Origin of the sequence: Cupriavidus sp. H19C3 (assembly GCF_049393815.1) — a bacterium.
Taxonomy (GTDB): domain Bacteria; phylum Pseudomonadota; class Gammaproteobacteria; order Burkholderiales; family Burkholderiaceae; genus Cupriavidus.
Genome location: NZ_CP184988.1, coordinates 57,031 through 83,278 on the forward strand (window position 1 = coordinate 57,031; position 26,248 = coordinate 83,278).

At 60.4% G+C, this 26,248-nt stretch carries 25 protein-coding genes; 8 read left to right on the forward strand and 17 right to left on the reverse strand.

All coding sequences use genetic code 11. The features are described 5' to 3' along the window. Nucleotides 1-5 precede the first annotated feature (5 nt). From DFLDMN_RS32430 to DFLDMN_RS32470, 9 genes are read right to left on the reverse strand one after another with little or no spacing between them, the layout of a single operon-like run. Nucleotides 6-932, reverse strand: a complete 927-nt coding sequence (locus DFLDMN_RS32430) for a DUF1259 domain-containing protein (protein WP_011514874.1) — start codon at nt 930-932, stop codon at nt 6-8. 57 nt (nt 933-989) lie between these two features. Next, entirely contained in the window at nt 990-2,231 is a 1,242-nt protein-coding gene (locus tag DFLDMN_RS32435; protein ID WP_011239977.1) for an MFS transporter, read from the reverse strand. Nucleotides 2,232-2,253: 22 nt separating this feature from the next. Then, a complete protein-coding gene (locus DFLDMN_RS32440) occupies nt 2,254-2,562 on the reverse strand; it encodes a hypothetical protein (RefSeq protein ID WP_011514875.1) in 309 nt (102 codons plus the stop codon). Nucleotides 2,563-2,581: 19 nt separating this feature from the next. Then, nucleotides 2,582-2,941, reverse strand: coding sequence for a hypothetical protein (locus DFLDMN_RS32445; protein WP_011514876.1), 360 nt, complete (start codon nt 2,939-2,941; stop codon nt 2,582-2,584). A gap of 58 nt (nt 2,942-2,999) precedes the next feature. Continuing rightward, on the reverse strand, nt 3,000-3,422 hold the full coding sequence (locus tag DFLDMN_RS32450) for a chromate resistance protein ChrB domain-containing protein (protein WP_011239976.1): 423 nt from the start codon (nt 3,420-3,422) through the stop codon (nt 3,000-3,002). Beyond that, nucleotides 3,419-3,760 carry a rhodanese family chromate resistance protein ChrE gene (gene chrE, locus DFLDMN_RS32455; protein ID WP_011239975.1) on the reverse strand — a complete coding sequence of 114 codons (342 nt, stop codon included), beginning with the start codon at nt 3,758-3,760 and terminating at the stop codon, nt 3,419-3,421. The genes DFLDMN_RS32450 and chrE overlap by 4 nt, the downstream gene beginning before the upstream one ends. Before the next feature lie 17 nt (nt 3,761-3,777). Beyond that, nucleotides 3,778-4,371 carry a superoxide dismutase gene (locus DFLDMN_RS32460; RefSeq protein ID WP_017510987.1) on the reverse strand — a complete coding sequence of 198 codons (594 nt, stop codon included), beginning with the start codon at nt 4,369-4,371 and terminating at the stop codon, nt 3,778-3,780. A gap of 19 nt (nt 4,372-4,390) precedes the next feature. After that, complete coding sequence (locus tag DFLDMN_RS32465) at nt 4,391-5,596, reverse strand: chromate transporter (RefSeq protein WP_011514877.1); 1,206 nt, start codon at nt 5,594-5,596, stop codon at nt 4,391-4,393. A 42-nt stretch (nt 5,597-5,638) separates the two neighbouring features. Further along, nucleotides 5,639-6,613: a chromate resistance protein ChrB domain-containing protein gene (locus tag DFLDMN_RS32470; RefSeq protein WP_011514878.1), complete on the reverse strand. Its 975-nt coding sequence runs from the start codon at nt 6,611-6,613 to the stop codon at nt 5,639-5,641. A gap of 280 nt (nt 6,614-6,893) precedes the next feature. Here DFLDMN_RS32470 and DFLDMN_RS32475 point away from each other — a divergent pair, with 280 nt between their 5' ends. Beyond that, a complete protein-coding gene (locus DFLDMN_RS32475) occupies nt 6,894-7,262 on the forward strand; it encodes a regulatory protein ChrI (protein ID WP_029306713.1) in 369 nt (122 codons plus the stop codon). 108 nt (nt 7,263-7,370) lie between these two features. On the opposite strand, the gene DFLDMN_RS32480 is transcribed toward DFLDMN_RS32475, so the two are convergent. Then, nucleotides 7,371-7,538, reverse strand: a complete 168-nt coding sequence (locus tag DFLDMN_RS32480; protein WP_349677146.1) for a YHYH domain-containing protein — start codon at nt 7,536-7,538, stop codon at nt 7,371-7,373. A gap of 238 nt (nt 7,539-7,776) precedes the next feature. Here DFLDMN_RS32480 and cnrY point away from each other — a divergent pair, with 238 nt between their 5' ends. The 7 genes from cnrY (at nt 7,777) to cnrT (ending at nt 15,920) form a co-directional block, all read left to right on the forward strand. Next, nucleotides 7,777-8,064: a cobalt/nickel resistance anti-sigma factor CnrY gene (cnrY, locus tag DFLDMN_RS32485; RefSeq protein ID WP_011239971.1), complete on the forward strand. Its 288-nt coding sequence runs from the start codon at nt 7,777-7,779 to the stop codon at nt 8,062-8,064. After that, nucleotides 8,061-8,507: a periplasmic nickel sensor CnrX gene (cnrX, locus tag DFLDMN_RS32490; protein ID WP_011239970.1), complete on the forward strand. Its 447-nt coding sequence runs from the start codon at nt 8,061-8,063 to the stop codon at nt 8,505-8,507. The genes cnrY and cnrX overlap by 4 nt, the downstream gene beginning before the upstream one ends. Then, complete coding sequence (gene cnrH, locus DFLDMN_RS32495) at nt 8,504-9,079, forward strand: nickel resistance ECF sigma factor CnrH (protein WP_011239969.1); 576 nt, start codon at nt 8,504-8,506, stop codon at nt 9,077-9,079. The genes cnrX and cnrH overlap by 4 nt, the downstream gene beginning before the upstream one ends. Nucleotides 9,080-9,151: 72 nt before the next feature. Next, nucleotides 9,152-10,408: a nickel efflux RND transporter outer membrane subunit CnrC gene (cnrC, locus tag DFLDMN_RS32500; protein ID WP_017510983.1), complete on the forward strand. Its 1,257-nt coding sequence runs from the start codon at nt 9,152-9,154 to the stop codon at nt 10,406-10,408. Further along, entirely contained in the window at nt 10,405-11,592 is a 1,188-nt protein-coding gene (gene cnrB / locus DFLDMN_RS32505; protein ID WP_029306712.1) for a nickel efflux RND transporter periplasmic adaptor subunit CnrB, read from the forward strand. Before cnrC ends, cnrB begins: the two co-directional genes overlap by 4 nt. Beyond that, on the forward strand, nt 11,589-14,819 hold the full coding sequence (gene cnrA / locus DFLDMN_RS32510) for a nickel efflux RND transporter permease subunit CnrA (protein WP_423200860.1): 3,231 nt from the start codon (nt 11,589-11,591) through the stop codon (nt 14,817-14,819). Before cnrB ends, cnrA begins: the two co-directional genes overlap by 4 nt. A 45-nt stretch (nt 14,820-14,864) precedes the next feature. Next, nucleotides 14,865-15,920: a nickel diffusion facilitator CnrT gene (cnrT, locus tag DFLDMN_RS32515; protein WP_029306711.1), complete on the forward strand. Its 1,056-nt coding sequence runs from the start codon at nt 14,865-14,867 to the stop codon at nt 15,918-15,920. Between the two features lie 241 nt (nt 15,921-16,161). Here the strand turns inward: cnrT and DFLDMN_RS32520 are convergent, their stop codons facing one another. From DFLDMN_RS32520 to DFLDMN_RS32550, 7 genes are all read right to left on the reverse strand, one after another. After that, nucleotides 16,162-19,101 (reverse strand): Tn3 family transposase, encoded by a 2,940-nt coding sequence (locus DFLDMN_RS32520; RefSeq protein WP_150982823.1) that lies wholly within the window; start codon nt 19,099-19,101, stop codon nt 16,162-16,164. Nucleotides 19,102-19,463: 362 nt separating this feature from the next. After that, nucleotides 19,464-20,042, reverse strand: a complete 579-nt coding sequence (locus DFLDMN_RS32525; protein ID WP_150982821.1) for a DUF3304 domain-containing protein — start codon at nt 20,040-20,042, stop codon at nt 19,464-19,466. A 390-nt stretch (nt 20,043-20,432) separates the two neighbouring features. After that, nucleotides 20,433-20,804 (reverse strand): hypothetical protein, encoded by a 372-nt coding sequence (locus DFLDMN_RS32530; RefSeq protein WP_150982819.1) that lies wholly within the window; start codon nt 20,802-20,804, stop codon nt 20,433-20,435. 135 nt (nt 20,805-20,939) lie between these two features. Then, on the reverse strand, nt 20,940-22,709 hold the full coding sequence (locus tag DFLDMN_RS32535) for a phosphoadenosine phosphosulfate reductase family protein (protein WP_223506442.1): 1,770 nt from the start codon (nt 22,707-22,709) through the stop codon (nt 20,940-20,942). Between the two features lie 107 nt (nt 22,710-22,816). After that, nucleotides 22,817-23,101, reverse strand: coding sequence for a hypothetical protein (locus tag DFLDMN_RS32540; RefSeq protein ID WP_011239962.1), 285 nt, complete (start codon nt 23,099-23,101; stop codon nt 22,817-22,819). Between the two features lie 292 nt (nt 23,102-23,393). Further along, entirely contained in the window at nt 23,394-25,718 is a 2,325-nt protein-coding gene (locus tag DFLDMN_RS32545) for an SMC family ATPase (protein WP_423200861.1), read from the reverse strand. Beyond that, complete coding sequence (locus DFLDMN_RS32550; RefSeq protein ID WP_423200862.1) at nt 25,706-26,221, reverse strand: hypothetical protein; 516 nt, start codon at nt 26,219-26,221, stop codon at nt 25,706-25,708. The genes DFLDMN_RS32545 and DFLDMN_RS32550 overlap by 13 nt, the downstream gene beginning before the upstream one ends. Between the last annotated feature and the right edge of the window lie 27 nt (nt 26,222-26,248).

Sequence of the window (26,248 nt, forward strand, 5' to 3'; positions counted from 1 at the left end):
AGAGCCTATGGTTTATGCACGCCAGCCTGTGCGTCCAAGGCCTTCTTGATACTTGCGGCGAGCTCAGTCGCTTTGCCCTTGCCCCAATAATGCAGGAACATATAGCGCGGCTGTTCGTTGGTCATGTGCTGGTGGATGGCAACGATATTGATGCCACCTGATCGCATCGCTTTGAGCACCACCTGAAGCTCCTCTTCGCGCATCGCGAAGTCCCCGTCCACGATGGCGGAGTCATCGGTCCCGGCGAACGCCGCCCACGTATTAAGGCCCATCTCATTGCCGAACGTGACGCCATGCATGGTCCCCTTGGCACCGATGACAACTTTGAACATCCCGTTGCTCGCCTGTCCCTTCTTGCCGAAGACGGTTTCAAGCGGTGCGGCACTGATCGCATTCTCGTGCGGAATCGCACCTGAGAAGCCGCTCCCAACGGAAGGGTTGGCGGCGCGTATTTCGGCTATCTTGTCGTATAGCTTCTTCACGCCGGCGGCTAGCTGATCAGGATTGCCCATACCTCCGATGTGCATGAAGTACACCCGCGGTTGATCAAAGAAGAAGTGATTGTGGAGCGCCGTGACGTCCAACCCGGCCTCGAGCGCGACGCTCATGGCTGGATTCACTTCGTCCTCAAGAAGAACAGTGTCTCCCATCAGCATGACTTGATGTCCGTGTGCCGGAGTGAACGCTGCCCACGACGTTAGCCCCATGAAGGGGGGCATGGCCGCACCATCCACTTTGATCGGCACGTCGGTACGTGGTTTGGAAACCTTGAAGACGTTCTCGGCTTCGGAAAAACTGCCCTTCAAGCCGGTGATCTGCTCGAGTCGAGTGGTATCCAGTGCTACACGTCGCTCCACAGGGGCTGCGGTCGCGATAGTGCAGGCACCGATGATGCAGGAAACGGCCAGTACGACTTGCTTTGCAGCTTGCATTGTTCGCTCCAGTTTCGCGCCTGAAAGGCGCCAGGTCGGCTACACGCCGAATCTCGATCAGTTGAGCGGTTTGATCCGTCTGAAGGCGGTCAGAATGGCGAGGTCATAGCCGATTTTCAGCACACCGCAGGCCAACGGCGGTGCGCCAATCCAGCCCATGGCCATTAGCCCTCCTGCAAGTACCGGGCTGACCGCAGCGGCCAGGCTCCTCGGAACAGCAGTCAGGCTTGCCGCCGCCGTACGCTCAGCGGGAGTCACCACAGCCATCACGAACGCCGTTCTAGTCGGCACGTCCATTTGCGACAGCGCACTGCGCGCAAGCAACAGCAGCAAAGTCAATGCCAACGATGGCGCGAAGGCGGCAGCAATCAGAAAGGCGCTCGAAGGGATGTGAGTGAACACCATGGTGTTCAGCAACCCGATCTTGCGCGCCAACGGCACCGCCGCGAGCTGGGAGGCCGTTGTCAGCAATCCCGCCCAGAAAAAGAACTGACCCGCTGCTCCCGGGGACATCCCGAAACGCTGCATCAGCCAAAGCGACAACAGGGCATTCACTACCAGGCCGCCAGCAAACGCATCGATGCTGAATAGCATCGCCAGCCGGATAACGATGTGACGAGATGGGCCCAGGGGGGTAGTTGGTGCGGTCGACTGCGGATGAGGTTTGGGAAGGCGGGTATAGAGCGCCCATAACGCGATGCCGGTCAAGGCGTAAATGACAAACATCCACCGCATTGCCGCCAGAAACGACACATCGGCATGAGCGGAGATCCATGCCGGCAGGGCAGCAGCCAAGGCGCCGATGGCGGCGGAGAATGCCCCCACAAGGCTGTACCGAGCGAACAGCGCCGTCCGGGCCTCAGGTGTCGCGGCGTCTGCAAGACGGGCTTGCTCCAGCGGCAGGAACACGCTGACATCGCCCGAGCTCGGGTTCAGCGTACCGACAAAGGCTACGATCAACAGTGGCCACAGTGATGTCAGGACTGCAAAGCCCAGCCCTGTAGCCGCCATCAGCACCGCAGCAAGCATCAGCAGACGGCGTTGTGAAAAGCGGCTCCCAACGAGTCCGACGAGAATGGTTCCGAGCGCGGAGCCAATCAGCGTCACGCTGCTGATCAGTCCGACAGAAAACTGGCCGAAGCCAAGCCCCAGCAGATACGCTGGCAGGAGTACCGCGACATACCCGTCGCACAATCCACGCAACGCACGGCCGACGAGAAGCGGCTTCACGCTTGCGTCGATTCCAGGCGGAAGCACAAGACTGGCGAGTTTCGTACGGAAGGTTGCGCGTGCCGACATGCCAGCCTCGCCTGGTGCGGAGTCAGTCCTCGTCATCGTCGTCTGCGAGTTGTCTGCCATCCTCGCCGATCAATATTGTTGTCTTGTCAGCGCCGGACCCGAAAGTGACCTCGTATCTAGTCCTGCCATCCGCTACCTGCTTTTTGATGTCGCCGACGGCGCGGCCCCTCGCCTGCTGGTCAATCGTTGATCTGACTGGTGCGGGAACCTGAGCGATGGCGACCACCTGGTGACTGCGCTCGCCGAATGGGTGCCTGTCGCAGCCCGTCGTGGCCAGGGCTAGTGCACCAGCCAGTGCAGCCGATGCGAACTTGCGAAGACGAGAAGACATCGCAGGCTCCCTCCTTTCTTCACTGAATCACCAACTTCCCTTGCGCCAAGAGGACGCCATCGCGGCGATACTCAATCATTTGGCCGTACCGCCACACCTCGAAACACTCCTCGGCCTTTGCGCTGGGATAGGCCAGGCAAAGATTGCTGCCGCGTACACTCCAGCGCCCCTTCTGCACCTGGCCTTGCATGATGGATTCGACGGTACCGTCCGATGCGAATTTGTCGGCCCAGTGGGGGCCGTCAGTGATCACCTTCCCGCTGATTGTCCGTTTGATCTCCGATGCCTTCAGGTGTCGAAATACGTCTTGCGCCGTTGCTGCGGTCGCTGAACTGGTGATAGCGATTCCTGCACATACCGCAGTCAGTATTCGTTTCATTTGAACGTCCCAAGGGAAGTCAGGTGGAGACCTGTGGTGGCCATTGATGGGTTTCCGCCTAACAGCTTTGACACCATGCGTACAATGCGTCGTACATCACCACGCCTTGCGCAAGCATCTCGTGGTCATTCGTGAAGACATGAGAAAGCCCTAGTGAAATGGCGTAGAGCCCGCTTGACTGCGGCGTGAGGTCGAGCCGCGAGGTATCCGCACCGCGAACAATGCTGGCTAGTTGCTGAAGGGCCGGATTCTCGCCTAACTTGTACTTCTCCAGAAACGCGTCGAAGCTGCACAGCTCACCGACATGCGTGAGCTCAACACCTGGGATGTCGTAGGGGATCGCGCCGGTTTCGTTGGCGATGCGAACCACGTCGCCCGACGGTACATACAGGAAGTCGGGCGCGTCATCGACAAATCGGGCGATCAGCCATGGGCAGGCAATACGATCGATCTTTGGCCGTTCACGTGTGATCCATTTCACGGCTCTATCCGTAATGGTTTCCGAATCGTCGGGTGATTACCTGCGATCCAGTCTTCGAATCCACCAACCAGATACGTCGCGTCGAAGCCAACGGCCTCGAGTAGCGCTGCGCAGTCCTGGCTGACCTGGTGGCCGTGGACGCAATAGACGGTAACCGGGCGATTCGCATCAAGCGTGGCGATCCAGTTGCCAAGTTCGTCCGGATTGCGCCAGGCAGCCCCCGCAATCATTTGTTCACTCGCATCGAACGCAGGCTTACGCCGGACGTCGATCAACTGCGGGGCGTTTAATCCGTGCAAGGCAGCCGCGAGTTCCAAGGAAGATGTGGCGTTAGGCATAGGTGCGCCTGCTTCGGTTAGTCCCGCACGGCAGCCGCGAAGCGAGTGGCCGCCCGTTGCCAGTGGATGTTCTGCATGAACACGTCCACATAAGCTGCCGCCTTTGCGCCGTAGTCCATGTGGTAGGAGTGCTCATACATATCGAGCGCCAGGACCGGTGTACCCCCAGCCAACGTATGGGCGTGGTCAGATGCCCACTGGTTGACCAGCCGCCCGTCACGCGGCGAGTAAGTAAGCAGTACCCAGCCCGATCCGCCGCCGAGCGCCTTGCCCATCGCGGTGAATTCGGCCTGCCAGCGTTCGAACGAGCCGAAATCACGTTCGATCGCCGTCTTTAAAGCGCCGTCCAGCGGACCGCCGTCACCCAGGCTGTCGAAGTACACCTCATGCAGAATCATGGAATTCGTCGCGATGAGTTCTTCGCGCTTCAGTCCGTTGAGCGTGAACACGGGAGCGGTTGCCATATCCAGCTCTGCGAGCGTGGCCGTAATGGCATTCAGTCGCTTGACCGCGCCGCCATAATTGTTCTCATAGTGGCTGAAGATCAGCTTCTCGGAGAGGCCAGTCAGCTTCGCAGGTTCACAACCTAGCGGCTTCATTTCGTAGAGCATAAGAGTCTCCTGTGGCATCTCAGTGATGCAACAACGGATAGGCGACCAGACCAATCAAGGCCGCCCCGGCAACGATCATGGGCTCGGACAGCTTCTTGAACTTCAGAAGCAATGCGACGGTGACAAGCGCCAGCAACGCTGTCGGGATATCAACGATCGACCGCTTCGCCAACACGATCACCGCGCCAGTAATGGCGCCGATGGCCGCCGCGGTGACACCGTCCACAAAGGCGAGGATCGCAGGTAGTTTTCCGTATTTCTTGAAATATGGGGCGGGTAGGACGGTGAACAGGTAGCACGGTAGAAACGTTGCGGCCGCAGCCACGCAGGCGCCAGGCAGGCCGGCGACGAGGTAGCCAATGAAGCCAACGGTGATGACCACCGGGCCGGGTGTGATCATGGCGACTGCGACGGCATCGACAAACTGCTTGTCGTTCAGCCAGTGGTACTCCGTCACCACACCACCGTACAGGAACGGCACGATGGCAAGTCCCGACCCGAAAACGAAGGCTCCCGCCTTGGCAAAGAACACGCCAATCTGGGAAAGAAGCGGCCAATCCAACGTACTCATCATGCCGCTTGCCGCCGGCAGTGGGGTCGCAGCGAACGCATTCATCTTGCCTTGGCGCAGCCACTTCGGCGGGGCGCGCCAGAACCAGACCAGGACGCCCGCGGCAAGGAACAGCCACGCCACTTCCGATTCTGTAATGACCGTGACGGCCACGAGCACCAGATAGATAAACCAGAGCAACTTGTCGTTGCCGACGCTCTTTTTGGTCAGCTTGTACGCGCTGATTGCGATGATGCCAATCACTGCTGCGCCTACGCCATAGAATACCGACTGCATCCAGGTCAGGCCGCCGAAGCGCACATATGCCCACCCGAGTGCCAACACCATGAGAAACGACGGCAGTACAAAGGCCACGCCGACGAGCGTTGCGCCTACGATGCGGTAGTGGACGTATCCCAGGTAAATGGCCAGTTGAGCGGCAAGCGGTCCCGGCGCGAGCTGGGCCAGGGCAAGGCCTTCCTTGTAGTCGGCATCGGTGATCCACTGCTTTGCCTCGACGAGGTCGCGGTGCATGTAGCCGGCTAGCGCCACGGGACCGCCAAAGCCGAGGGTGCCAAGCCGCAGGAAGTACATCACCAGTTGGCGTAGCGTATAAGTGGGCGCGGTATGTACCGAACCGGCTGCAGTGGTATCGGGTGGTTGGGGCGAGTTCATCGTGTCTGTTGAATAGTTTGCTTCTTTGTTGATTGGCAACGACTAGCGTTTGCGCGGGCTTGAGAAATGCGTGTACAGCGAGTCGAGGACATAGCCGACTTCATCCAGCAGTGCGTCGTCGTTAGGGAGGCGTTCCCGGGCGCCTGCCAGCACTGCCTCAAAGCCACTGGCTTCGGCAACCGGTGTGCCGCCGACATCCAGAACATGGATCATCTGGCCGAGGCGGGCGAGCCCTTTGTCTTCGTCTAGTCCGAAGCTGGCGAGCAGCACCTCAAACGAAACGCGGTCGCCAATGTGTGTGAACGTCGCGCCATCGAAGTCGAATCCAAGTGCGTCGTCAGGGCACTGACGGACATCTTCGAGCCAGAGAAAAGTGGCATGGGGATCGATAAAGCGCCGGATCAACCAAGCGCAGGCGACACGGTCTACCCATAGATGCTGGCGGGTCGCCCACTGGCGCCCCTGATACTGGGTCGGGTCACGTCGCGGAATGTTGCCGGCTACTCCGTGCGGCTCGCCGGGCGAAAGCAAGATGTCGATCGCTGCATTGAAGTCGCGCCACTGCAATTCGGCACGGGCGGACGCCTCGTTAGGGAAAAAATCGACCTTGCGGATAGCGTCGATCCCTCGACCGTGCCGGCGTGCCACGCGCAGCAGCTCCGCCTCGTCCGAATCGGACAATGTTGAGCGGGCGCTGGAGAGTTCGACCATCCATTCGGCATATTCGGTGGACCGGTCGAACAACGCGCGATACTCCGCCTCCTGCTGGTCGTCAGCGGCCTGTACGGACAGCATCCAGACCTTGCCATCCTCACTGGCCGCATCGGTTGCCAGTGTCTGCAAAGGTGCCCGCAGTCCTGGCAGATTGGGGAGTAGATAGGCCCCGTCCCGCAGTGCTGTGGCGCCAAGCGCCTTGATCCCGCGCCAGAATCGCATGCGCGCAGTGGAGGCGGATGTTGGCAAGCTAACGACGAGCAGTAGCCAGGCAGTCTCGGGAGAGGATGGGAGAGCGTTCATGCAGACAGCTTAGCGGGCTGTATGCGCTACTTCAATGTTGTAGAGATCTCTACAAAATCAACGTTCGGCGCCTTGGAGATTGCAATAAAGTGCCGTATGAGCACTTTTACCTCCATGGTGCTCGCTCCTTAACTCGCGAGCAGTCTGTAGGACGATGGCGGATGTATGGCCAGCCCCTATGGAGTTACAAGAATTCATCGCCCCCTGCGCATACGACAGAGCCCTCTACATCCGGGCCATCGTTCTTGTTGCCGAGTTGGGTCTATTTAGGAGGTGCCTTATGAAAGGACTCTCGATCGCATTGATTGTGATGGGATATCTCGCCGTTCCTTCTGCTGTTGCCGCCGCCCCGCACGCAAGCGAAGGCATTCTGGTCGACGAACAGGGAATGACGTTGTACGTCTTCGCTGGAAAGAGCGGCCCCGATGCCAAATCCTGCGAGGGGAACTGCGAGCGGAATTTTCCACCTGCACTCGCCGCTTCCGACGACAAACCGGTTGGGATGCTCACGCTAGTCCCCGGCCGCGGTGGTAAATCGCAATGGGCTTATCAAGGAAAGCCGTTGTATCGCGGCCTGATGGACAAGAAGCCAGGCGACCGTTCAGGGGATGGTCTGAATGAGGTTTGGCACAGCGTGCCTGTGCGATGAACGCTTGGTCGAAATGAGAGTTCGGGCGGGAGACCCTCGTGCATTGACTGCGGTCAGAACCCTGGCGGCCGCGACGTTGGCGGCCGCCAGGTAATGCCTGGCTTTGCTTTAGTGGCAGTGACGAATGCCGGTCTTGTGGTCCATATGACAGCCTTGACTGTCAGTTCCGCCGCTGTGCGCCCATACACTGCCCGATGCGCAAGCCAGAACGGCGGTGAGAATGATGGCAATCCGTTTCAAAGTCAGTCTCCCTGGAATATTGGTTTGCGGTCTCAATTTGCCGCACGCTCAAACTATCATCAGAGCGGTGATTAGGCCTTCCCCGCCACGGGAGGGCCTGTTGCGGCCGTGTCACAGCGCCAACGCCCGAGAATCTCGGCGGCAAGACGTGCCGCGAGGCTGAAGTCTCCTTCAGCCCCTGAGTCGCGAATTTCTGCAATTTTCTACCCGAGGTTCAAGGGGGAGTCCTTCGCGCAGCCGTATAAGAGGCAATGGATCTGGATGGAGGTTTGCCATGGCAGACGTGGAAGAGTGGCTGACGCACGCGAGAAAAGTGACGCAAGAGGCGTCCATTGGGGTCGATGTGACCAGCATTCAGGAGTGCATCAGTGCAGAGCCGGCCCAAAGAGTCCTCGTCGCGCGCCGCGACGCGTGGCGTGCCATCTGCTGCGCCGCATTTGCAGCCTTGGTCGCGTTTGCGGCAATCAATCGCGTGGCGACCATCATGTTGGAAAAGCCTGCCCCGACGTGGGTGGCGACGCCGTCCGCCGCCTCTCCCTTTGGACTCCTCATCGGTAAATGATGAAATCTCGTACCCGACGGCTTTCCTTGTCTACGCTGTTTGGCGCACTACTTGGCGTGTCCGTCGCGGCGGCATGGCTGTATTACTCGCATCGGAATGAAGCCGGACATGGTGACTTGCATGAAATCCTGCACGAAGCTGTTCCACTAGATGCCAACGAGCGCGAGATTCTTGAGTTGAAAGAAGATGCCTTTGCGCAGCGTCGGCGCGAGATCGAAACACGCCTGCGGGCTGCAAATGGCAAGCTTGCCGACGCCATCGCCAAGAATCCCGCCTGGTCACCGGAGGTGGAAGCAGCAACCCAGGAAGTAGAGCGGGCCGCCGGCGATCTCCAGCGAGCGACCTTGGTTCACGTGTTTGAAATGCGTGCGGGCCTGAAGCCGGAACATCGACCTGCTTACGATCGCGTTCTTATCGATGCACTACGCCGCGGCTCGCAGTGAATCCGGAAGACGCTGACAGGATCCTTGCCGCACAGGCCGCTTCCGGCAACCAGCGTGCATTCGGCCAACTTGTGGCGCGACATGGCGTGGCGCTGGCTCAGGCCGCGCGCAGCTTCGGCATCCCTGAAACCGATGTGGACGACGTCGTCCAGGACACCTTTGTTGCCGCCTGGCACGCCCTGGATGACTTCGATCCCGACAGGCCATTTCGCGCCTGGCTCTTCCGCATTGGGCTGAACAAGATGCGGGACTTGTATCGCTTTCGGCGCGTCAGGCAGTTCCTTTTCGGTGCCGAAAACCTCGGCGACCTGGAGCTTGCGGGCGGCGTGGCCAACGACGAGCCGGGCCCGGAGCAACAGGTTGCCGCCCGGCTGGAGTTGGCCCGCGTGGCTAGCACTTTGGGCAAGCTGGACACGGGTTCGCGAGAAGTCATAGTCCTGACGGCCATTGTCGGGATGTCTCAGCCAGAAGCGGCTGCCGTGCTTGGGCTGAGTGTGAAGGCTGTCGAAGGGCGCATCGGGCGGGCACGGGCCAAGCTTTCCGCCCTGCTGGATGCTGACTCGGAAAAATAAGTTTGGATTCACCGAGGGGAAGCATCGACCTGGTCCGTATAGAGAGGGATAGCCTCCACCGCTGACCTCTTGATGAAACAGGTGATCTCCTCGTTCCTTTGTCGACCTCGCTTCGTCGGCTCCGCAATATGGCTGCTGCCCGTTGCGTTGAGCCACGCTGCCGAGGCGCCTCCTTTTCCGAACCTGTTGCAGCAATCGCTTGCACTCGCTCCGGCGATGGTCGCGCAGGCCGCCAATGTTCGTGCGGCTGGCGCCGATGCTGCTCAGGCCCAAGCCTGGCTGAATCCGCGAATCGATACGGTGCTTGAAAACCTTGGCGCGCCCAGTAGTGATGGGCTGAGTCAGCGCCAGAATACCTATTCGATCACGCAGCCTTTCGAGCTGGGAGGTAAGCGCGGTGCGCGGATAGAGGTGGGCGAACGCAACTTCGCTGCGGCGCAAGCGCGGGAGCGGCAAGTGCAGGTAGCCTACGCCGCCGAACTTGCAGTGGCCTATGCAACGGCTGAAGCGACGCTCGGACGCAAGACACTGGCCACGGAAAACCTGGCACGCGCCAATGAAGAACTGGCGGCCGCGCGTGCCTTGGTCGATTCCGGGAAGGAAGCCAGCTTGCGCAGCGCACAGGCCAAAGCCAGTGTGGCGGCGGCGCAGGCCGCGGAGGCGGCAGCCACCAACGATGCCACCCAGGCGCTGGCGAGATTGTCCGCGATGTCCGGCGCCTCCGAACCCTATACGGCCGTCACGAGTTCCTTGCTGACGACCCAGGCCGTCGTCCCGAATGCCCCGGCAGCACTTGCCGAGTCTCCGTCAGTGCGGGCGGCCGAAGCGGAACGCAATGCGCTGGACGCTCAGGTGGACGTCGAGAGGAAGCGCTGGATTCCTGATGTTGGCGTCAGTGCGGGCGTTCGCCGCTATGGCTGGACCAATGCCAGTGGCTATGTGGTTGGGGTCACGGCCTCCATTCCATTGTTCGATCAGAATCGGAACGGCATCAACGCCGCAGTTGAGCGGGTTGCAGCCGCCCAGGCGCGTCTTGACAGCGTCCGGCTTGAGGCCAACGTGGCGCGCCAATCGGCCATATCTCAGGTAGCGACCGCCGACAAGCAGCTCGCTGCTGCCAGCGAAGGAGAGCAGGCGGCGGCAGAAGCCTATCGCATGGGGCGCATTGGCTATGAATCCGGCAAGACGCCACTGATGGAATTGCTAGCGGTGCGGCGAGCGCTCGTCGACGCCCGGCAACTGACGATTGATGCGCGCCTGGCGCGCGTGCGCGCCCTGGCGGCGCTGGCACAGGCGGACGGCCGCCTAGCCTTTGAGGAATCACGATGATGAAGAACGAGCGCCGGTCGGTCAACTGGCCGATGATCGCAGGGGTCGCCGCCGTAGCAGCGGCAGTAGGTTTTGGCGCGGCGCATCTCCCAGTGTCGGAGAAGTCCCCCGCATCTACACAGGCCCCGGAAGCACAGAAGCCACAATCCGCCCCAGTAAAGCCCGGTCTGAAGGAGGTTAAGATCCCAGCAACCTATCTTGCCGCCGCAAACATTGCCGTAGAACCTGTGGCGAGCGCCGCCGTCGGAACGGAAATACTTGCGCCCGCCACGGTTGCTGCGCTGCCCGGTAGCGAAGCCGTGATCGTATCGCGTGCGGCCGGCGCCGTACAACGCGTCCAGCGCCGGCTTGGCGACGTCGTGAAGGCTGGCGATGTACTCGCCCTGGTCGATAGCCCCGAGGCCGCCGGCATGGCAGCGGAGCGGAAAGTGGCCCAGGCCAAGGCCGATCTCGCGCGCAAGACCTACGAGCGCGAGGCGAGCCTGTTTCAGCAAGGCGTGACACCGCGCCAGGAAATGGAGGCGGCAAAGGCTGCTCTGGATGTTGCGCAAGCCGAGGCGCTGCGCGCTGCTACGGTGGCCCAGTCCGCTCACCTTGCGTCCGACGGGCGCTCGGTCGCCGTGGTCAGCCCGATTGCAGGAAAGATCACCGCCCAGTCCGTCACCCTGGGTGCATTTGTGGCGCCACAAGCCGAACTCTTTCGGGTAGCCGGAACTGGCGCCGTACAGGTAGAAGCCGCCGTGACGGCTGCAGATACCAGTCGCATCGTCGCTGGGAGCGAAGCCACCATTCTGTTGGCCAATGGATCGCCATTGTCAGCGCGCGTGCAGGCGGTGACGCCAACCGTGACGGGCAGCGCTCGCGTTGCAACCGTGGTGGTGGTACCAGCACAGCCGACAGATCGACTTGTCGTGGGCGAGGGTGTGCAGGTGCGTCTGCGTACAGCGGTTGCTGATGCCGCCGCCCTGTCCGTGCCGGAAGACGCGGTGCAGAACCTCGACGGCCGTGACGTCCTTTTCGTCCGCACGCTGGAAGGTTTCCGCCCTATGCCTGTCCTCGTCGGCACCCGCAGCGGCGGCTCGGCACAGATTCTGTCAGGCGTGCAGGCTGGAGAACAGGTGGCCACCCGTAATGCCTTCCTGGTTAAGGCCGAGATGAACAAAGGCGGCGGGGACGAGGAATGATCGAGAGCATTCTCAGCGGCTCAGTCCGCTATCGCTGGCTGGTTTTGTTTCTGACAGCAGTTGTCGCCGTGATAGGGGCCTGGCAGCTCAACCTGCTACCCATCGACGTCACACCAGACATTACCAACAAGCAGGTCCAGATCAACTCTGTGGTGCCAACGATGAGCCCCGTGGAGGTGGAGAAGCGTGTCACGTATCCAATCGAGACGGCGATTGCTGGTCTGAACGGGGTGGAAAGCACGCGATCGATGTCGCGCAACGGCTTCAGCCAAGTGACGGTGATCTTCAAGGAGAGTGCGAATCTGTACTTTATGCGCCAGCAGGTGTCAGAACGACTGGCACAGGCGCGGCCGAATTTGCCAGAAAACGTCGAGCCACAGATGGGGCCTGTTTCGACGGGGCTGGGCGAAGTATTCCACTACAGCGTGGAATACCAGTATCCGGACGGCACAGGGGCCTCTATCAAGGACGGCGAGCCCGGATGGCAGAGCGACGGCAGCTTTCTTACCGAGCGTGGCGAGAGGTTGGACGATCGGGTGTCACGACTGGCCTATTTGCGCACGGTGCAAGACTGGATCATCCGACCACAATTGCGTACCACGCCTGGTGTCGCCGATGTCGATTCCCTAGGGGGCTATGTCAAGCAATTCGTGGTGGAACCGGACACGGGGAAGATGGCAGCGTACGGAGTTTCCTACGCGGACCTAGCCCGGGCGCTCGAAGATACCAACCTATCTGTCGGCGCGAACTTTATTCCGCGCTCAGGCGAGTCGTATCTGGTTCGCGCCGACGCGCGTATAAAATCTGCGGACGAGATATCCCGTGCGGTGATTGCGCAGCGGCAGAATGTCCCGATCACAGTCGGCCAGGTGGCGCGCGTCAAGATTGGGGGCGAATTGCGCTCAGGCGCCGCCAGCCGCAATGGGAATGAAACGGTGGTGGGCAGTGCGCTGATGCTGGTCGGCGCCAACAGCCGGACGGTGGCGCAAGCCGTGGGCGACAAGCTCGAACAGATCTCGAAAACGCTGCCACCAGGTGTGGTTATTGTCCCGACCCTCAATCGTTCGCAACTGGTGATTGCAACCATCGAAACGGTGGCTAGAAACCTGATCGAAGGCGCGCTGCTCGTGGTGGCGATTCTGTTCACGCTGCTGGGGAACTGGCGTGCGGCCACCATTGCCGCGCTCGTCATTCCGTTGTCCCTGCTGGTCAGCGCGATCGGCATGAACCAGTTCCATATTTCGGGCAACCTGATGAGCCTGGGTGCGCTCGACTTCGGCCTGATCATTGATGGCGCGGTCATCATTGTCGAGAACTCTCTCAGGCGGCTGGCCGAGCGCCAGCACCGCGAAGGGCGGCTGCTGACGCTCGATGAGCGTTTGAAGGAAGTTGTTCAATCTTCACGTGAGATGGTGCGACCGACCGTCTACGGTCAGCTTGTGATCTTCATGGTTTTCCTGCCATGTCTGACATTCCAGGGCGTGGAAGGCAAGATGTTCTCCCCGATGGTAATCACGCTGATGCTGGCGCTTGCCTCTGCCTTCGTGCTGTCGCTCACCTTCGTGCCGGCCATGGTCGCCGTGATGCTCCGGAAAAAGGTTGCAGAGACAGAAGTGCGCGTCATCGTGGCGACCAAAGAACGTTACCGACCATGGCTGGAGCATGCCGTGGCACGCCCAATGCCCTTCATCGGCGCAGGCATCGCGACAGTCGCTGTGGCTACGGTGGCGTTCACATTTGTTGGTCGCGAGTTTATGCCCACGCTGGATGAGTTGAACCTGAACCTGTCGTCGGTTCGGATTCCGTCTACGTCGATTGACCAGTCGGTTGCCATAGACCTGCCGCTCGAACGCGCTGTCTTGTCGCTGCCGGAAGTGCAGACTGTGTATTCGAAGGCGGGTACGGCCAGCCTCGCCGCCGACCCCATGCCGCCCAATGCATCGGATAACTACATCATTCTGAAGCCGAAAAGCGAATGGCCGGAGGGCGTGACGACCAAGGAACAGGTGATTGAGCGTATCCGCGAGAAGACAGCACCGATGGTCGGCAACAACTACGACGTGACGCAACCGATCGAGATGCGCTTTAACGAGCTGATCGGTGGGGTCCGGAGCGACGTGGCCGTAAAGCTGTACGGAGAGAATCTCGACGACTTGGCGGCCACAGCGCAACGCATTGCCGCAGTCTTGAAGAAGACGCCGGGAGCGACGGACGTCCGCGTGCCTTTGACTAGCGGCTTTCCGACATTTGACATCGTGTTCGACCGCGCCGCAATCGCCCGATATGGACTCACGGTCAAGGAAGTCGCCGATACTATTTCCACCGCCATGGCGGGCCGACCTGCCGGGCAGATTTTCGATGGTGACCGCCGCTTCGATATTGTGATCCGCTTGCCCGGTGAGCAGCGGGAGAACCTCGACGTCCTCGGCGCGCTTCCCGTCATGTTGCCGCTATCGGAAGGCCAGGCCCGCGCCTCGGTGCCTTTGCGCCAACTGGTACAGTTCCGGTTCACGCAGGGGCTCAACGAAGTAAGCCGCGACAACGGAAAGCGGCGCGTCTACGTGGAGGCCAATGTCGGCGGCCGTGACCTGGGCAGTTTTGTGGACGATGCTGCGGCGCAGATCGCCAAGGAAGTGAAGTTGCCGCCGGGTATGTACATCGAATGGGGTGGCCAATTTCAGAATCTTCAGGCGGCTACGAAGCGCCTGGCCATCATTGTCCCGCTGTGCTTTATTTTGATCGCGGCGACGCTGTACATGGCGATCGGCAGCGCAGCGCTGACGGCGACCGTGCTGACCGCCGTGCCGCTGGCACTTGCGGGAGGCGTGTTTGCGCTGCTACTGCGCGGGATTCCGTTCTCTATTTCGGCGGCAGTTGGCTTCATTGCGGTATCCGGTGTGGCGGTGCTGAACGGACTGGTGCTGATTTCCGCTATCCGAAAACGCCTGGAAGATGGGATGGCACCCGACTCCGCGGTGATTGAAGGTGCGATGGAACGTGTGCGCCCGGTACTGATGACGGCTCTGGTGGCCTCTCTGGGTTTCGTGCCGATGGCGATTGCTACAGGTACAGGTGCCGAAGTCCAGAAGCCGCTGGCAACGGTCGTAATCGGTGGACTCGTCACCGCAACTGTGCTGACACTTTTTGTACTGCCGGCCCTTTGCGGCATAGTGCTGAAGCGCCGGACCGCCGGCCGACCGGAAGCGCAAGCAGCGCTGGAAACATGAGTTTGCGAGTCCACGCTCCCACTGCGCCTTGATCCTTGATTTCCCATGTCTATTCGTACCGCATCTCCGGCATTACTAGCCGCGCTGCTTTTCGGAGCAAGCACGCCGCTGGCCAAGGCGCTAACCGGGTCCGTTTCCCCGCTCCTGCTGGCGGGCTTGCTATATCTTGGCAGTGGCATCGGACTGGCGCTTGTGCTCGCGATCCGGAGAGTCTTGATGACGCCTGAGCCAGGAAATGGTCACTTAGGTATTCCGCGGGGGGAAGTGCCATGGCTGATCGGCGCAATCCTTGCTGGCGGTGTAGCGGGACCGGCGTTGCTGATGACAGGGCTCGTCTCAACCAGCGCTGCTTCGGCATCACTGTTGCTGAACGTCGAGGGCGTGTTCACGGCTGTCATCGCCTGGGTGGTCTTCAAGGAGAATGCCGATCGCCAAATTGTTCTGGGGATGATTGCGATCGTGGCAGGTGGCTTGCTGCTGTCGTGGCAACCGGGCAGCCTGCAAATGTCATCTGGCGCGCTGCTTATCGTTGGAGCCTGCTTGTGTTGGGCTGTAGATAACAATCTGACCCGCAAGGTCTCCAGTAACGACGCCCTGCTTATCGCTTGCCTGAAGGGGCTTGTCGCCGGGCTATGCAACACGACTCTTGCCATAACGCATGGGGCCGTATTGCCATCGGTCGGCACTGCGGCGGCAGCGCTGATCGTCGGGTTCGCCGGATACGGTGTGAGTCTTGCCTTGTTTGTGGTGGCGCTGCGTCTGTTGGGAACAGCTCGAACCGGAGCATATTTCTCTGTCGCCCCACTATTTGGCGTCCTGCTTGCGTTTGCGATCTGGCCTGAGGTGCCAGGCTTCGCATTCTGGGCGGCTTTGGCTTTGATGGCCTTGGGCGTGTGGTTGCATCTGCGAGAGCGGCACGAGCATGAGCATACCCATGAGCCACTGGCGCATAGCCACTCGCATCGGCACGACGAACACCATCAGCACGAGCATGACTTCCCATGGGATGGCAAGGAACCCCACAGGCATTGGCATCGGCACGAGGTGATGGTGCACAAACATCCCCACTACCCGGACGTGCATCATCGTCATTCTCACTAGAGTGGCGTTGCTCGGATCTGCCTTTCAGGGGCAACCGACTGTAAGTGGCCGTGAAGAGCCCGATGCGCCCTGCCGCGATAGCCCTGGGGTTGGAGCTGCCATTCGGGATGCATCCTGAAGACGCAGGAAACCCAGTGCCAATCTTCGATAACGGCCCGAGTTTGCTCGCCTCTTACAAACCTGCTTCTATAGATCAGAGACTCTCGACCTCCCGACGGCTCAGCCGAATAGTCTTGTTGGGTCATGCTGTACGCCATGCCGACGGTAACGTCTGCGCAATCGTGGCACTCGGCAGCAGTCGATGCGCGTAGCGAGCAATCGGAAAATCGAAAGTACCGCGCAAGTTGATGCCTTCCAGCCGAGTCGGTGCGATCTGACGTAGGTCCTCGGCACGCATGGATTCGCCGCCGATAGCCTCTATCGCCTCTAGGGCGTGCTGCATATGCAGCGTGTTCCAGGCCATCACAGCATTGGTCAGCAGCGTCAATGAGGACGAGACCGCTGCCAGCGACGCATCGTGTCGAGCCAACTCTAAGGGGATTTTTCCATAGTGGATGGCCCGCTGCACGGTGTGCACAGCCTCACCGCGATTCAGGGCATGCTGCATCTCTTGGCGGAACGCGGAGTTGGTGAAATAGTCGACGAGGAAGATCGTACGGAATAGCCTTCCCAGGTGCACGCCTGCCTCATACACGTGTTGGCCCCGTGCCGCCGCGCCGAAGCGTGTCAATGCCAGCACCGCCGTGCATTGGCCGGTCTGGACCGACGCCGCAATCCGGACCAGTTCATCCCAGGCAAGTTCGATCAACACCAGCCGAACATCCGCGTCGGCTACCGCGGCCAGTTCTGACGGAATCGCATGGCCTTTGGGGACATGCAACCGGCGATCACGCAGATGGGAAAGCCGCGGGCAGAGATCGAAGCCCAGCAACCGTGACAGACTCATGGCGAAGTCGGTGTAGCCGTGGGTATCGACGGCGAGCTGTGTGACGTCTTCCCCGCCATTCTGACGAATCACTCCCTCGATGGCGGCACCGGCTTGTCTTTCATTCAAGAGGATCGGCTGGTCATAGAAGATGCCCCATCGGTCGCGGACGTGAGTGTACATTCCAATCGACGCGGTACGCCGACGCGGGTCAGCCCGCGCTTGCCATACCGAGCGCGTCGTCTCCAGGGACATCATGTCCGATGACGCCAACTCGGCGCGCCCCCAATGCCTGGCGATGGGATGCTGATGCATGAAGACAAGCACTGCATCAGCGGAGTTTCGTAGCTTCCGTTCGTCCGCGATACGATGCATCATCTGGCGAATCGCGCTTGATGAGAGTTCTGGCACCATGCGTGCGAGGTCTGCTGCAGACATCGAAGTCCCGTGCGCGAGCACTGCGGCGTAGACCATGAGCAACTCACTGCGGGAATACGGCTCTCTGCCCAGCAGCATCCAACTGAAATGAGTGTGGCTGTCGATTTCCAGAAGGATCTCTGGTAACTGTCCGTCTGGATGCCGGTCAAACAGCGCACGCCGCAGGGCATCAACCGAAGGCTCGGGCCGCTTCGCCTTGAGCGGATCGACATGGATGGCACTATCGATCTTCAGTTCGCCCCGCCTGGCCGCATCGCGCAGCCGGGCGAGACCCGCATCCAGATGCGCAACAACAGGTTCCAAAAATGCGTTGGCGTCCTGCGGCAGTTTGAGATGGCCATAGAAGTGGTTGCGCCGCGCCTGCCAATCCTGGCCGGATATCAGCATGGTTGCTTGGCTGCGGAAGGCGAAGCTGTGATCCAGGAATACGGAGCCATTACGTAGCGCCACTCGCAGGACAAACAGCGCTCCCCATTCGAAAGCGGCCAGAGCTCGCCTACGGTCCTGCCCCTCCAGTATTGGCTGCCAGGCTCGTCCGAAACGCACAGTAACCCGATTTGGTAGCCAGTCGGCTCTTCGTGCATAGAGATTGCGCAGAATCTCCATTGCCTCTATCGCTGGATGGGCGGACTGCGTGGCGAATGGAAGCCGGATCAGTCTGGCCAGCATGGCTCTGGCAAGCCGATGCCGCGACAAGAGTTGCTCGCGAATCATGCCGGCACGGCTTCGCAAGTGCTTCTGGCTGGTTGCGGCGTCGGCCAACGCATCCAAATGTTGGCAGAGCGCTTCTCGTGTTAGCGTGTCATCAGCGATGAGCCTTTTGACGGCAGAAGCAAATTCTCGCAGCTTAATGTCAGGATCCGGTCGGCCAGCGTCAATGAGCCGTCCGGCGTCGTTGACAGATTTGCGAATCCAGTGGCGCAACATGGACGACATTTGGTCCGTGGCAGCACACAAGGCATACCGCAAAAAGCAAGCGGACTCCAGGCGGCGGGATTGTTGCACCACGCGTTTGCTGACCGAGGGCGGTCGATTCGCGCAACGTCTCGCGTAGTGCCGCACCACTGCCTCATTGCAGACCGTCGGCCAGCGATGTTGGATGCCCAACTTGTACAGCCGCTCGATCTTGTCAAACAGCTCCCCCATTTGATGCGTGGAGCTTCGCAACGGAACAGCCCACAGCCATTGCTGCAGACTCGTTTGATTACCTTCCGGGCGAGGTAGCAAGGCTCCCCATGCCTCAAGCGATGCCTCCCCATAGGCGAGCACTAACGCGTCGGTCAATGAAGCCTCGAAGATCTCTACTGCCTGGCTGATGAGGCGCTTCAGCGCACGATCATGAGGAATCAGAACACGATGCTCATACAGCCACCGCTTCAACTCGTGCAGCATGTCACTGCGATTGGGTTGTCCCGCCAATCGCTCCTTGAGCCAACGCGTCACGTAGCGGCGCTGATGCTCTGCCATCGGGCTGAAACCGAGCGTTTGATAGGCGAGCATCTGATGGTCCACCAGCGTGTCGGTGCGTCCGTCATACAAGGCGCCCAGCGTGCCCATATCCGGCGGGGTGATGCCGAGTTGAGCGCCCACATAAGCCCAGAGAAATTTCGGCACCTGCTTGGAGGCGTCAAGAGTGCGCCCCGTCATACGGACAAAGCCGATATGGACGGCACAGGCCAGCCGATACAGGTGGCTGCGCCGGGCGTCGATCAGCGCGCGCTCTTTGGGGGAGAAGGTGAAGAATGTCGCAAGCTCGAACTCGCTGAGCTCACGCGGCATCTGCCGCATGCCAAGATACGCCAGCCGCCAGTGATCCATCGCGCTTTCTCCCAAGCTGTAGACGGACCGCCGAGATTAGCGACAAGAAGACTGAGACGCAACGAGGCGCCGAGCAAAAGCCTCGCAAGCCACTTTGTGCGCTCAAAAATTGTGAGTCAGCAACCCATTGATTTACATGACTATCGTGTTCGTCTTCGCCCGGAAACCCGCATGAATGCTTGGGGTCGCTAGCCCGGCAAACTTCAGAATAATCAAGGGCACCCCGAGCAGCGCGTTGCGCAGCTCGCCGCACCATGAATGTCGTGAAGACAGCGGACGACGCGTCATACCACTCGAGCGGCCGAGTTGCCTTGTGGGTCCGCCGACGCAACAGCCTAACTCGTTGGTTTAGATAGGCCCAGTTAGTGGTCATGGCCACAGCTACCGAACCTCTCGTCGTTGTCCACATTTCCGGACGGCCGACGTTTCACATAGCTGAACCGATCGAGCTGCATTCGGGGCGGTGCCGGATAGTCGGACAGCGCTGCCTTGATGCTGCCGTCCGGGAAGAAATGAACCTCCAGATACTGCGGATCGGCGGGCACCGGGCCATCTAGAACGGCGCTCTGCCTGCACCAAGGCACGCGCCCATCCCGTTTCCAAGCGATATCGATCGTAATCGGTAGTGCAGCGCCGGCTGGGATGGCGGCACAGCACACGCCACCGCCACCGCCAGAAGTCTTTGACGAAACCTCGATGTTGCCGCCGCCGGCCCCGCTGACGGTAAAACTGCCGATGTAAGTATCCGTGTAGTTGTAGCCGACGATGGTCAGCCCGCTCATGTTGGCCGGCAGGCGATTGTGGGGGGTAATCGGAGGCATCCGGTCATCAACGCCCGAAACCGTGCCCGCCGCGGCGCCAGGCGATATCGCCAACACCAGAAGCCCAAACAGCACGGCTCCGAGGAAATTTGCAAATCCGTTAACTCGTGGCGACTTCATAGGCCGTTAATTCCTATCTATTCGACGCGCACAGCGGCCGCGTCCGCCAACGCATAGCACATGACCCTAACCTGGGCGCTACTGATGCCAGCGCTTACGCGCCCGCTCCTCTCTCGCTTGCCGGCTTTTCCGTCGTCGAATTGCACGGCCTTTCCTCCAAGCCGAAAAGCTCTTGACGAACCGGGAGGAGATTCCCCAGCCGTAGTCGATCAACCACACAAGCGCGAACAAGGCGATCACGATGCCGACGAGTATCAGTACGTCGACCAGCGTCTGCTCCCACGACACAAACCGCCCAATACCGCTGCTCCCATGTCTCATTGACGTCTACCTAAGATCGATCTCGAAAGAGCCGGTATGATCGGCACGCCTCGTCCTGGTTTCCCTGGACTATCTCGGCAGCATGTTTACTTGCATGTCGGTGATGGGCCCACCTTGGTAGTCGAATCCTGCGCACACCTCTATCCTGCCAATCTGCCATCGGGCCTCACAGCGCCCGTAGTCGAGCATCCAAAACTGATAGCGGTCTCCCAGCAAATCGACTGCCTCTCCCAGGGTCAGCGAGACCAGACGCAGAGGGTCGAGCAGCACCGCCAAGACTTTCCTCTCCCGCTCGTTCCTTTCCGCCTGTAGTCTGCGCAGTCGGCGCAACCGTACATATCGAAAAAGCACCCAGGCAAGCAGGCAGCCGACAGCTAGCGGCGTGGAGACCACCACGCGTAAGACCTGCGTCTCCACGGAAAGTACCTCGGGAATATGCATAAGCTGTTTGGGGGTGAATAACGTATTGTGCCGAGATCCGTGGTGGCTGTGCAACAGAGAGATACAACGCTCCTTCCACGATATGTCACAAAAAAAAAGAGCCCCGACTCTCAACGAGTCGGGGCTTCTCTTACATCAACACAGGGCCAGCTGGGCCTGCTTGATCGCGTGGGTTCCCCACGCTTCGCGCACCCTGCCCGGCAATGCCTCGGTGGGCACAGTGCGGGCCAGTACGTCTCGGACATCATAAGCGTCCGTCAATCCCAAGCGGTCCTTGAAGGCGGTGCGCCTCGCAATGTCATCGTGCTCTACCTTCTGCGAATGCGATAGCGTGAGACATCCAAAATGCAGGTACCAGCGGTACCCCGCCGTGATAGACCCAGGTCGGTTGCCCGCGTCATGCATCGCCAGCAGGCGCTCGACTTCGAAGTCAACAATGAAGGCAGCAGATTCGGCATCGACATCGAATTGCTGCTCTGTGGGGAGATCCAGTACAGCACGACCGTCGGACGTCGTGACGATCGCTGGCGCACAGCAACTCCCCTCGGTGAGAGCTTCTCGCATCGGGTCACGCAGACCAGTCCAATCCGCGCACGGGGCCGACTCATCCCAACCGTCCCCTACGTGAAGAAATCGAGCGGTCGGAATAGGCGTCGGCGCGACTTCAGGCACATCCGGAATGTCGTATCGTATCCCTCGCGCACGAATGTCACGCAGATCGGCCCAAGCCGCAAAGGGCCTTGCCACGCCGTTCAGAGACTGCATCGCATCGACGGCTATCATCAGGTCGACTGGCAGCAGCCGGAACTTCGGCGAGTCACCCGCAGCTGCCGCTCGTCGTTCTTCATCGAAGTCCAGCTGCAGCATGAAACGAGTCAACTGCCGCAGCATCGCCGGATGATACGTGTCAGGCTGGATCTTGATATAGCCACCTCGAATTGTCCGGCCAATCCAGTGTCGACGCTCCCAGTCATGGCGCGTAGCCCTGATGAAGCGGTTGAGCCGATGCAGGCCACGAGCATAGGCATAGCGCTCGTCGAATGCGATCATGTTGGCGAGGCTCTTGTCCTCCGCCATTTGGCACACGTGACATCCAAGACGGGCGCCACACTTGCCCTGCTTTCTTGCCGCTCCATCGAGGATCGCGTCGGCCACCACGGCGCAGCTGGTGCCAACCGAATGCGCATAAATCCGGCGCATCTCTTCGAAATCCGAAAAGCCTGGCAATGCACCGGACCCATAGAGAGCGACCGCCTCCCAGACATCGTCGTCGGACCACCGTGCGATCGGGCTGACTACCCAGTCGCCATCTTTGTTCTGCATGGCCGCATGATCCGACTCCCCGCGAGAACGCATTGCGGCCGCTCGCCTCCCGCTCTCGTCATACCTCGTGCCCAGGCAAGTTACCGGAGGCGGTAGACCTTTCGCCGCAAGCTCTCGGAATAGCTTTCGTCGGAACGCCCGCTGCGGACTGATCTTCAGGTCGGTACTGCAATCGCCGTGCGTCCCAGGAAAGCTTGGCAAGGCCCGGCCGGATAACACTTTCAACTGAAAGGTTGCGGCCATGGACGGTTGAACCACCTTGACGATAACCTTGAAGTCGTGATCCCTGCCGTACTGATGCATCCGGCGCAACTCCGCCCGGTAATGATGCGAGACCTCTGGCGACTCCACGAGGGTGTCGCCCGTCGTCGCAACAATGATCGGCGTGCCACCTGCCGCGCGATAAAGCATCGCAGCGTGCAACACCAATGCCGCTACGACACTGCTATCTTTGCCGCCGCTGAACGCAACGACAATGGGATGCCGTGCGTGCAACAGAGCGGTGATTATCGCGAGGGCGTTGTCGATCTTCTTCTCGATCGGCTCGAAAGCGCCTTGGGGAAATAATGAAATGGTTTCCATGATGGTCCTGAATGGACCAACGCCCAACGGGCGCTGGTCCCGTTGGGTTGGAAGGAAAGAAGCCTGCGATGACGCAGGCGTTATGAGACGTGCTGGAGCGACTTCGCTCAAACCAGCTTGCGGTTAGGGGGCAGCAAACCGAATTTCGCGAGCGCCTTCAAATTGGTCTCGACGTACGTCACCATGCCGTCGATCTTGACGGCAAGATAGTGGTCAAAGCACGCGGCGTCCTGCGACACCTCCACGCTTTTCGCAGCGTGGAACACCTCGAGAAGCTTCTCGCGATCCACATCGGCCCCCTGCCATCCAAATATACGGATGAATGTGTGGACCTTGCGGCGCCTTGGCAACAACTTTTCGGCCACTTCGGCCGTGACGAAAACTTTTGACATGACTAGTAACAGGGCTACGCCTGTGTGATTAACGGATCAGGAGAGCTCAAAGGCAGCCCTTCGGAAGGGGGATAAAATCCGACCGGCATTTCGGTGTTTGCGTCGATGCCGTACTGGCAAACGGGTCCAGTGCCGCAATTGCCGCCGCCACAAATCTGTTGGCAGTAGCTCTCGATGCCATCGGCTCGGAGTTGGGCAAAAACATCTTCAAGACATTCGATGGACATTCGAGACAAAAGAAAAGCCCGCTCCCTTTCGGGAAGCGGGCATACGGTTAGTGAATGGCGCCGGTCTACTGGAGCGCCAGCGCAACGACATCGATGACGCCGTCGGCGTCGTCGACCAGATCGGGCGTCTGTGAAATAAAGTACTCCCGCTCATACCCGCCGACTCGCAGCACCTCGCGCTTCATCTTCATGAAGGCGCGCTTGCGCTCCGGATCCAGCGGACCGTCAGCTTCATCGGTGAACAGCGTCTGGAAAGGCTGCTGCGCGTCCTGCGCCCGATAGAGGGCGATTCCGCGTGTCAGGCACTCATTGATCCATACCTTCTGTCCACCTGACATCACGCCGAATTCCTTCGAGGTGTCGTTGTCGGCGTCGATCACGTTGATGGAGAAGCCCTCGCGCAGTTCGCCGCTGGCCAGCGCTGTCTGCGTCTGAATCGCGATGGTGAATCGCGGTCCATAGCAGGCTAGCAGCAAGTCGTTGACGATCTGCGTGATGGCCGGGCCCGCGTCATCGATGGACAACGCAATCACGCCATCGTTGCCCAGTCCTTTCGCGAGCAGCTTCCACTGTGCAATCTGATCGGACAGCGTCTGCGCCTTTGCCTCGAGCGCCGGCATGCCGGCAAGCTCAACATCCAGACGCTCACGCTCCGCCACCAACATGCTCTCTTGGCGAATCAGTGCTTCGATCCGGCCGGAAAAAGCCGCGACAGCCTCCCGGCTTGCTGCGATCTGGCGGCCCATCTGGGCTAGCATGCCGGTCACGTCCTCCGTGGCCAGCGTTGCTAACTCCCGACGCACCGCTTCTAGCTGGGATTGCACGTCCGCGATATCGCGCTTGTGGCGCTCAATGCGGGACGCATCCTCCTCGCTCAATGCAATCAGATCGCGTTCGGCCTGCGCCAACCCTTCCCGCGCAGACAGCAGCAACGGCTTCTTAGCAGCCGTCGCCGTGAGGCGCTGCAACAGCTGCTGGTCACGCACGAGGTGCGCCTCCAGGGCGGAAAGCGCAGCTCTGGCGGTAGCACGTTCAGACATTGCGCTTTGCAGCGACTGCATGTGCTCCTGCTTCTTCCGATAGCTCTCGCGCAGTGCCTTGACCGATACAACTTGATCACCGAGCTTGGCCTTGGCACTACGAGCTTGCGCCAGCAGTGGACAGGCGGCGTGCATGGGATCGTCCCGGCATGGAACGGTGTCAATCACATCGGCCTGCAGCTTCAACGCATCGGCCAACTTCGCGCCGGCAACGCCTTGCTGTTCCAGGCCCTTGAGCTCCGTACTAAGCGCAGCATGCTCGACCTGAACGCCATCGAGCTTCTCCACGATCGCGCGCTGGCGGGCGATTTCATCCTGCCTCCGGCCAATGGCCAGTTGCACGATATCCCTCTCGCCCGATGCCGCCTCAATGTTGGCCGCCTCTGCCAGAACCAACCGATGGCTTGCCGTTTGCCGATCCAGATCGCGCCGGCGCACCGCAGCACGTGCGGCCGCAGCCTGTTCATCCTGGGTCAGCGATGCCGCACGCTTGTCCAACTCGCCCTTGCGCTGGTTCAGTTCCCGCAACCGCGCTTCGGTACCGGCATTGGCGGCTTGCTTCGCCGCCAGCGTCGCGCGCTCCTGCAGCAGCTTGGCTGCATTTGCACTTTCACCGTCACGAGCATTGCGCTCCGCATCCAGGCTTTCGCCTATCTGCCAGATCTCCCGAGCCACCACCGCGGCACGATCACGCTTGCCCGTAAGGGTCAGCACGTCGCGCTGCAGGGTGTCGAGCGAGCGGGTCAGCAGCTTGGCCACCTCGCCCGCCTTCGCAGACAGGTCACGCAAGTGATCGATCCCGAGCAACTCGGCGAGCAGCTTCTTGATCTCGCCGGGCTGATAGCTGGCGAGGGGCCGCCTGTTTTGGGCAGAAAACACGCTCGTGAAGAATGCTTCGGGAGACCCGAGGACGGCTTCGAGACACCGGTTATAGGTATCCGCCTTGCCGTCCGAGAGCGTGCCGTCTGCCAACTGCACAGGCTTCCACTCACCCGCGGCGTCTTTCTCAAACAGGTAGTACTCGGCCTTGCGGCTCTTGCCAGGATTGCGAAACGCGAACGCGGAGCGGTAGATCTTGCCGCCGTGCTCCCATTCCAGGTCCTTTTCCGCGCGCGGGGCGCAGAGATGGTCCCAATACGAGAACGCGTCGGCCGACATCTTGCTCGCGTGGCTTGGCATGATGGGAAACGGATGCAGGTTGTCCATGATCGTTGTCTTCCCGGCCCCGTTGGGGCCGACAAGGGCAATCAGGCCGCCCGGCAGCGTCGACAGATCCACCGTGACGCTATCCCGATGCATGCCGTCTCGGATTCCGTGGAATCCGGAAAGCGTCAGCTTCAGTGGGCGCATTCGGACACCTCCGAGCCGGTGAAGGAATGGAGATAGTCCGGCGGCACTTCCATCGCGTCGTCCGAATAGTCGGGCATCTCGGCTAACACCGGCTGATCCTGTTCCGGCTTGCCCTCGATGGCGCGTTCAACAGAGCGCCGCGCAGCGGAGAACTGCTTGGCTGCAAGCTTCATCACAGCGTCCCAATCCTGCTCGCCAGTGAGGGCGCGCAGTTCCAGCTCGCTCCACTGTGATGCCAGGCCGTTGGAGAACGACCAGATCAAGTCCTGCAGTTCCTTGGACGGGGCTACGGCGAAGAAGGTGTTGCCACCCGCCTCACCCAAGGCCATCACCAGCATGTGGTCGCGCTTGGCGATCACGGCGCCGCGGCCGGGGCCGAACGGCTCATACATCGTGCACGGCGTAAAGCCGTGCTGCTCGCAGAGGCGCTTGGCCATGTCCGAGCGGTTGATAAAGGTTTCCTCGACAAAAAGCCACTCGGGGCCTGCGTGGTAAAGAATCATCTTGCACTCCAGGGATATGACGGAGTG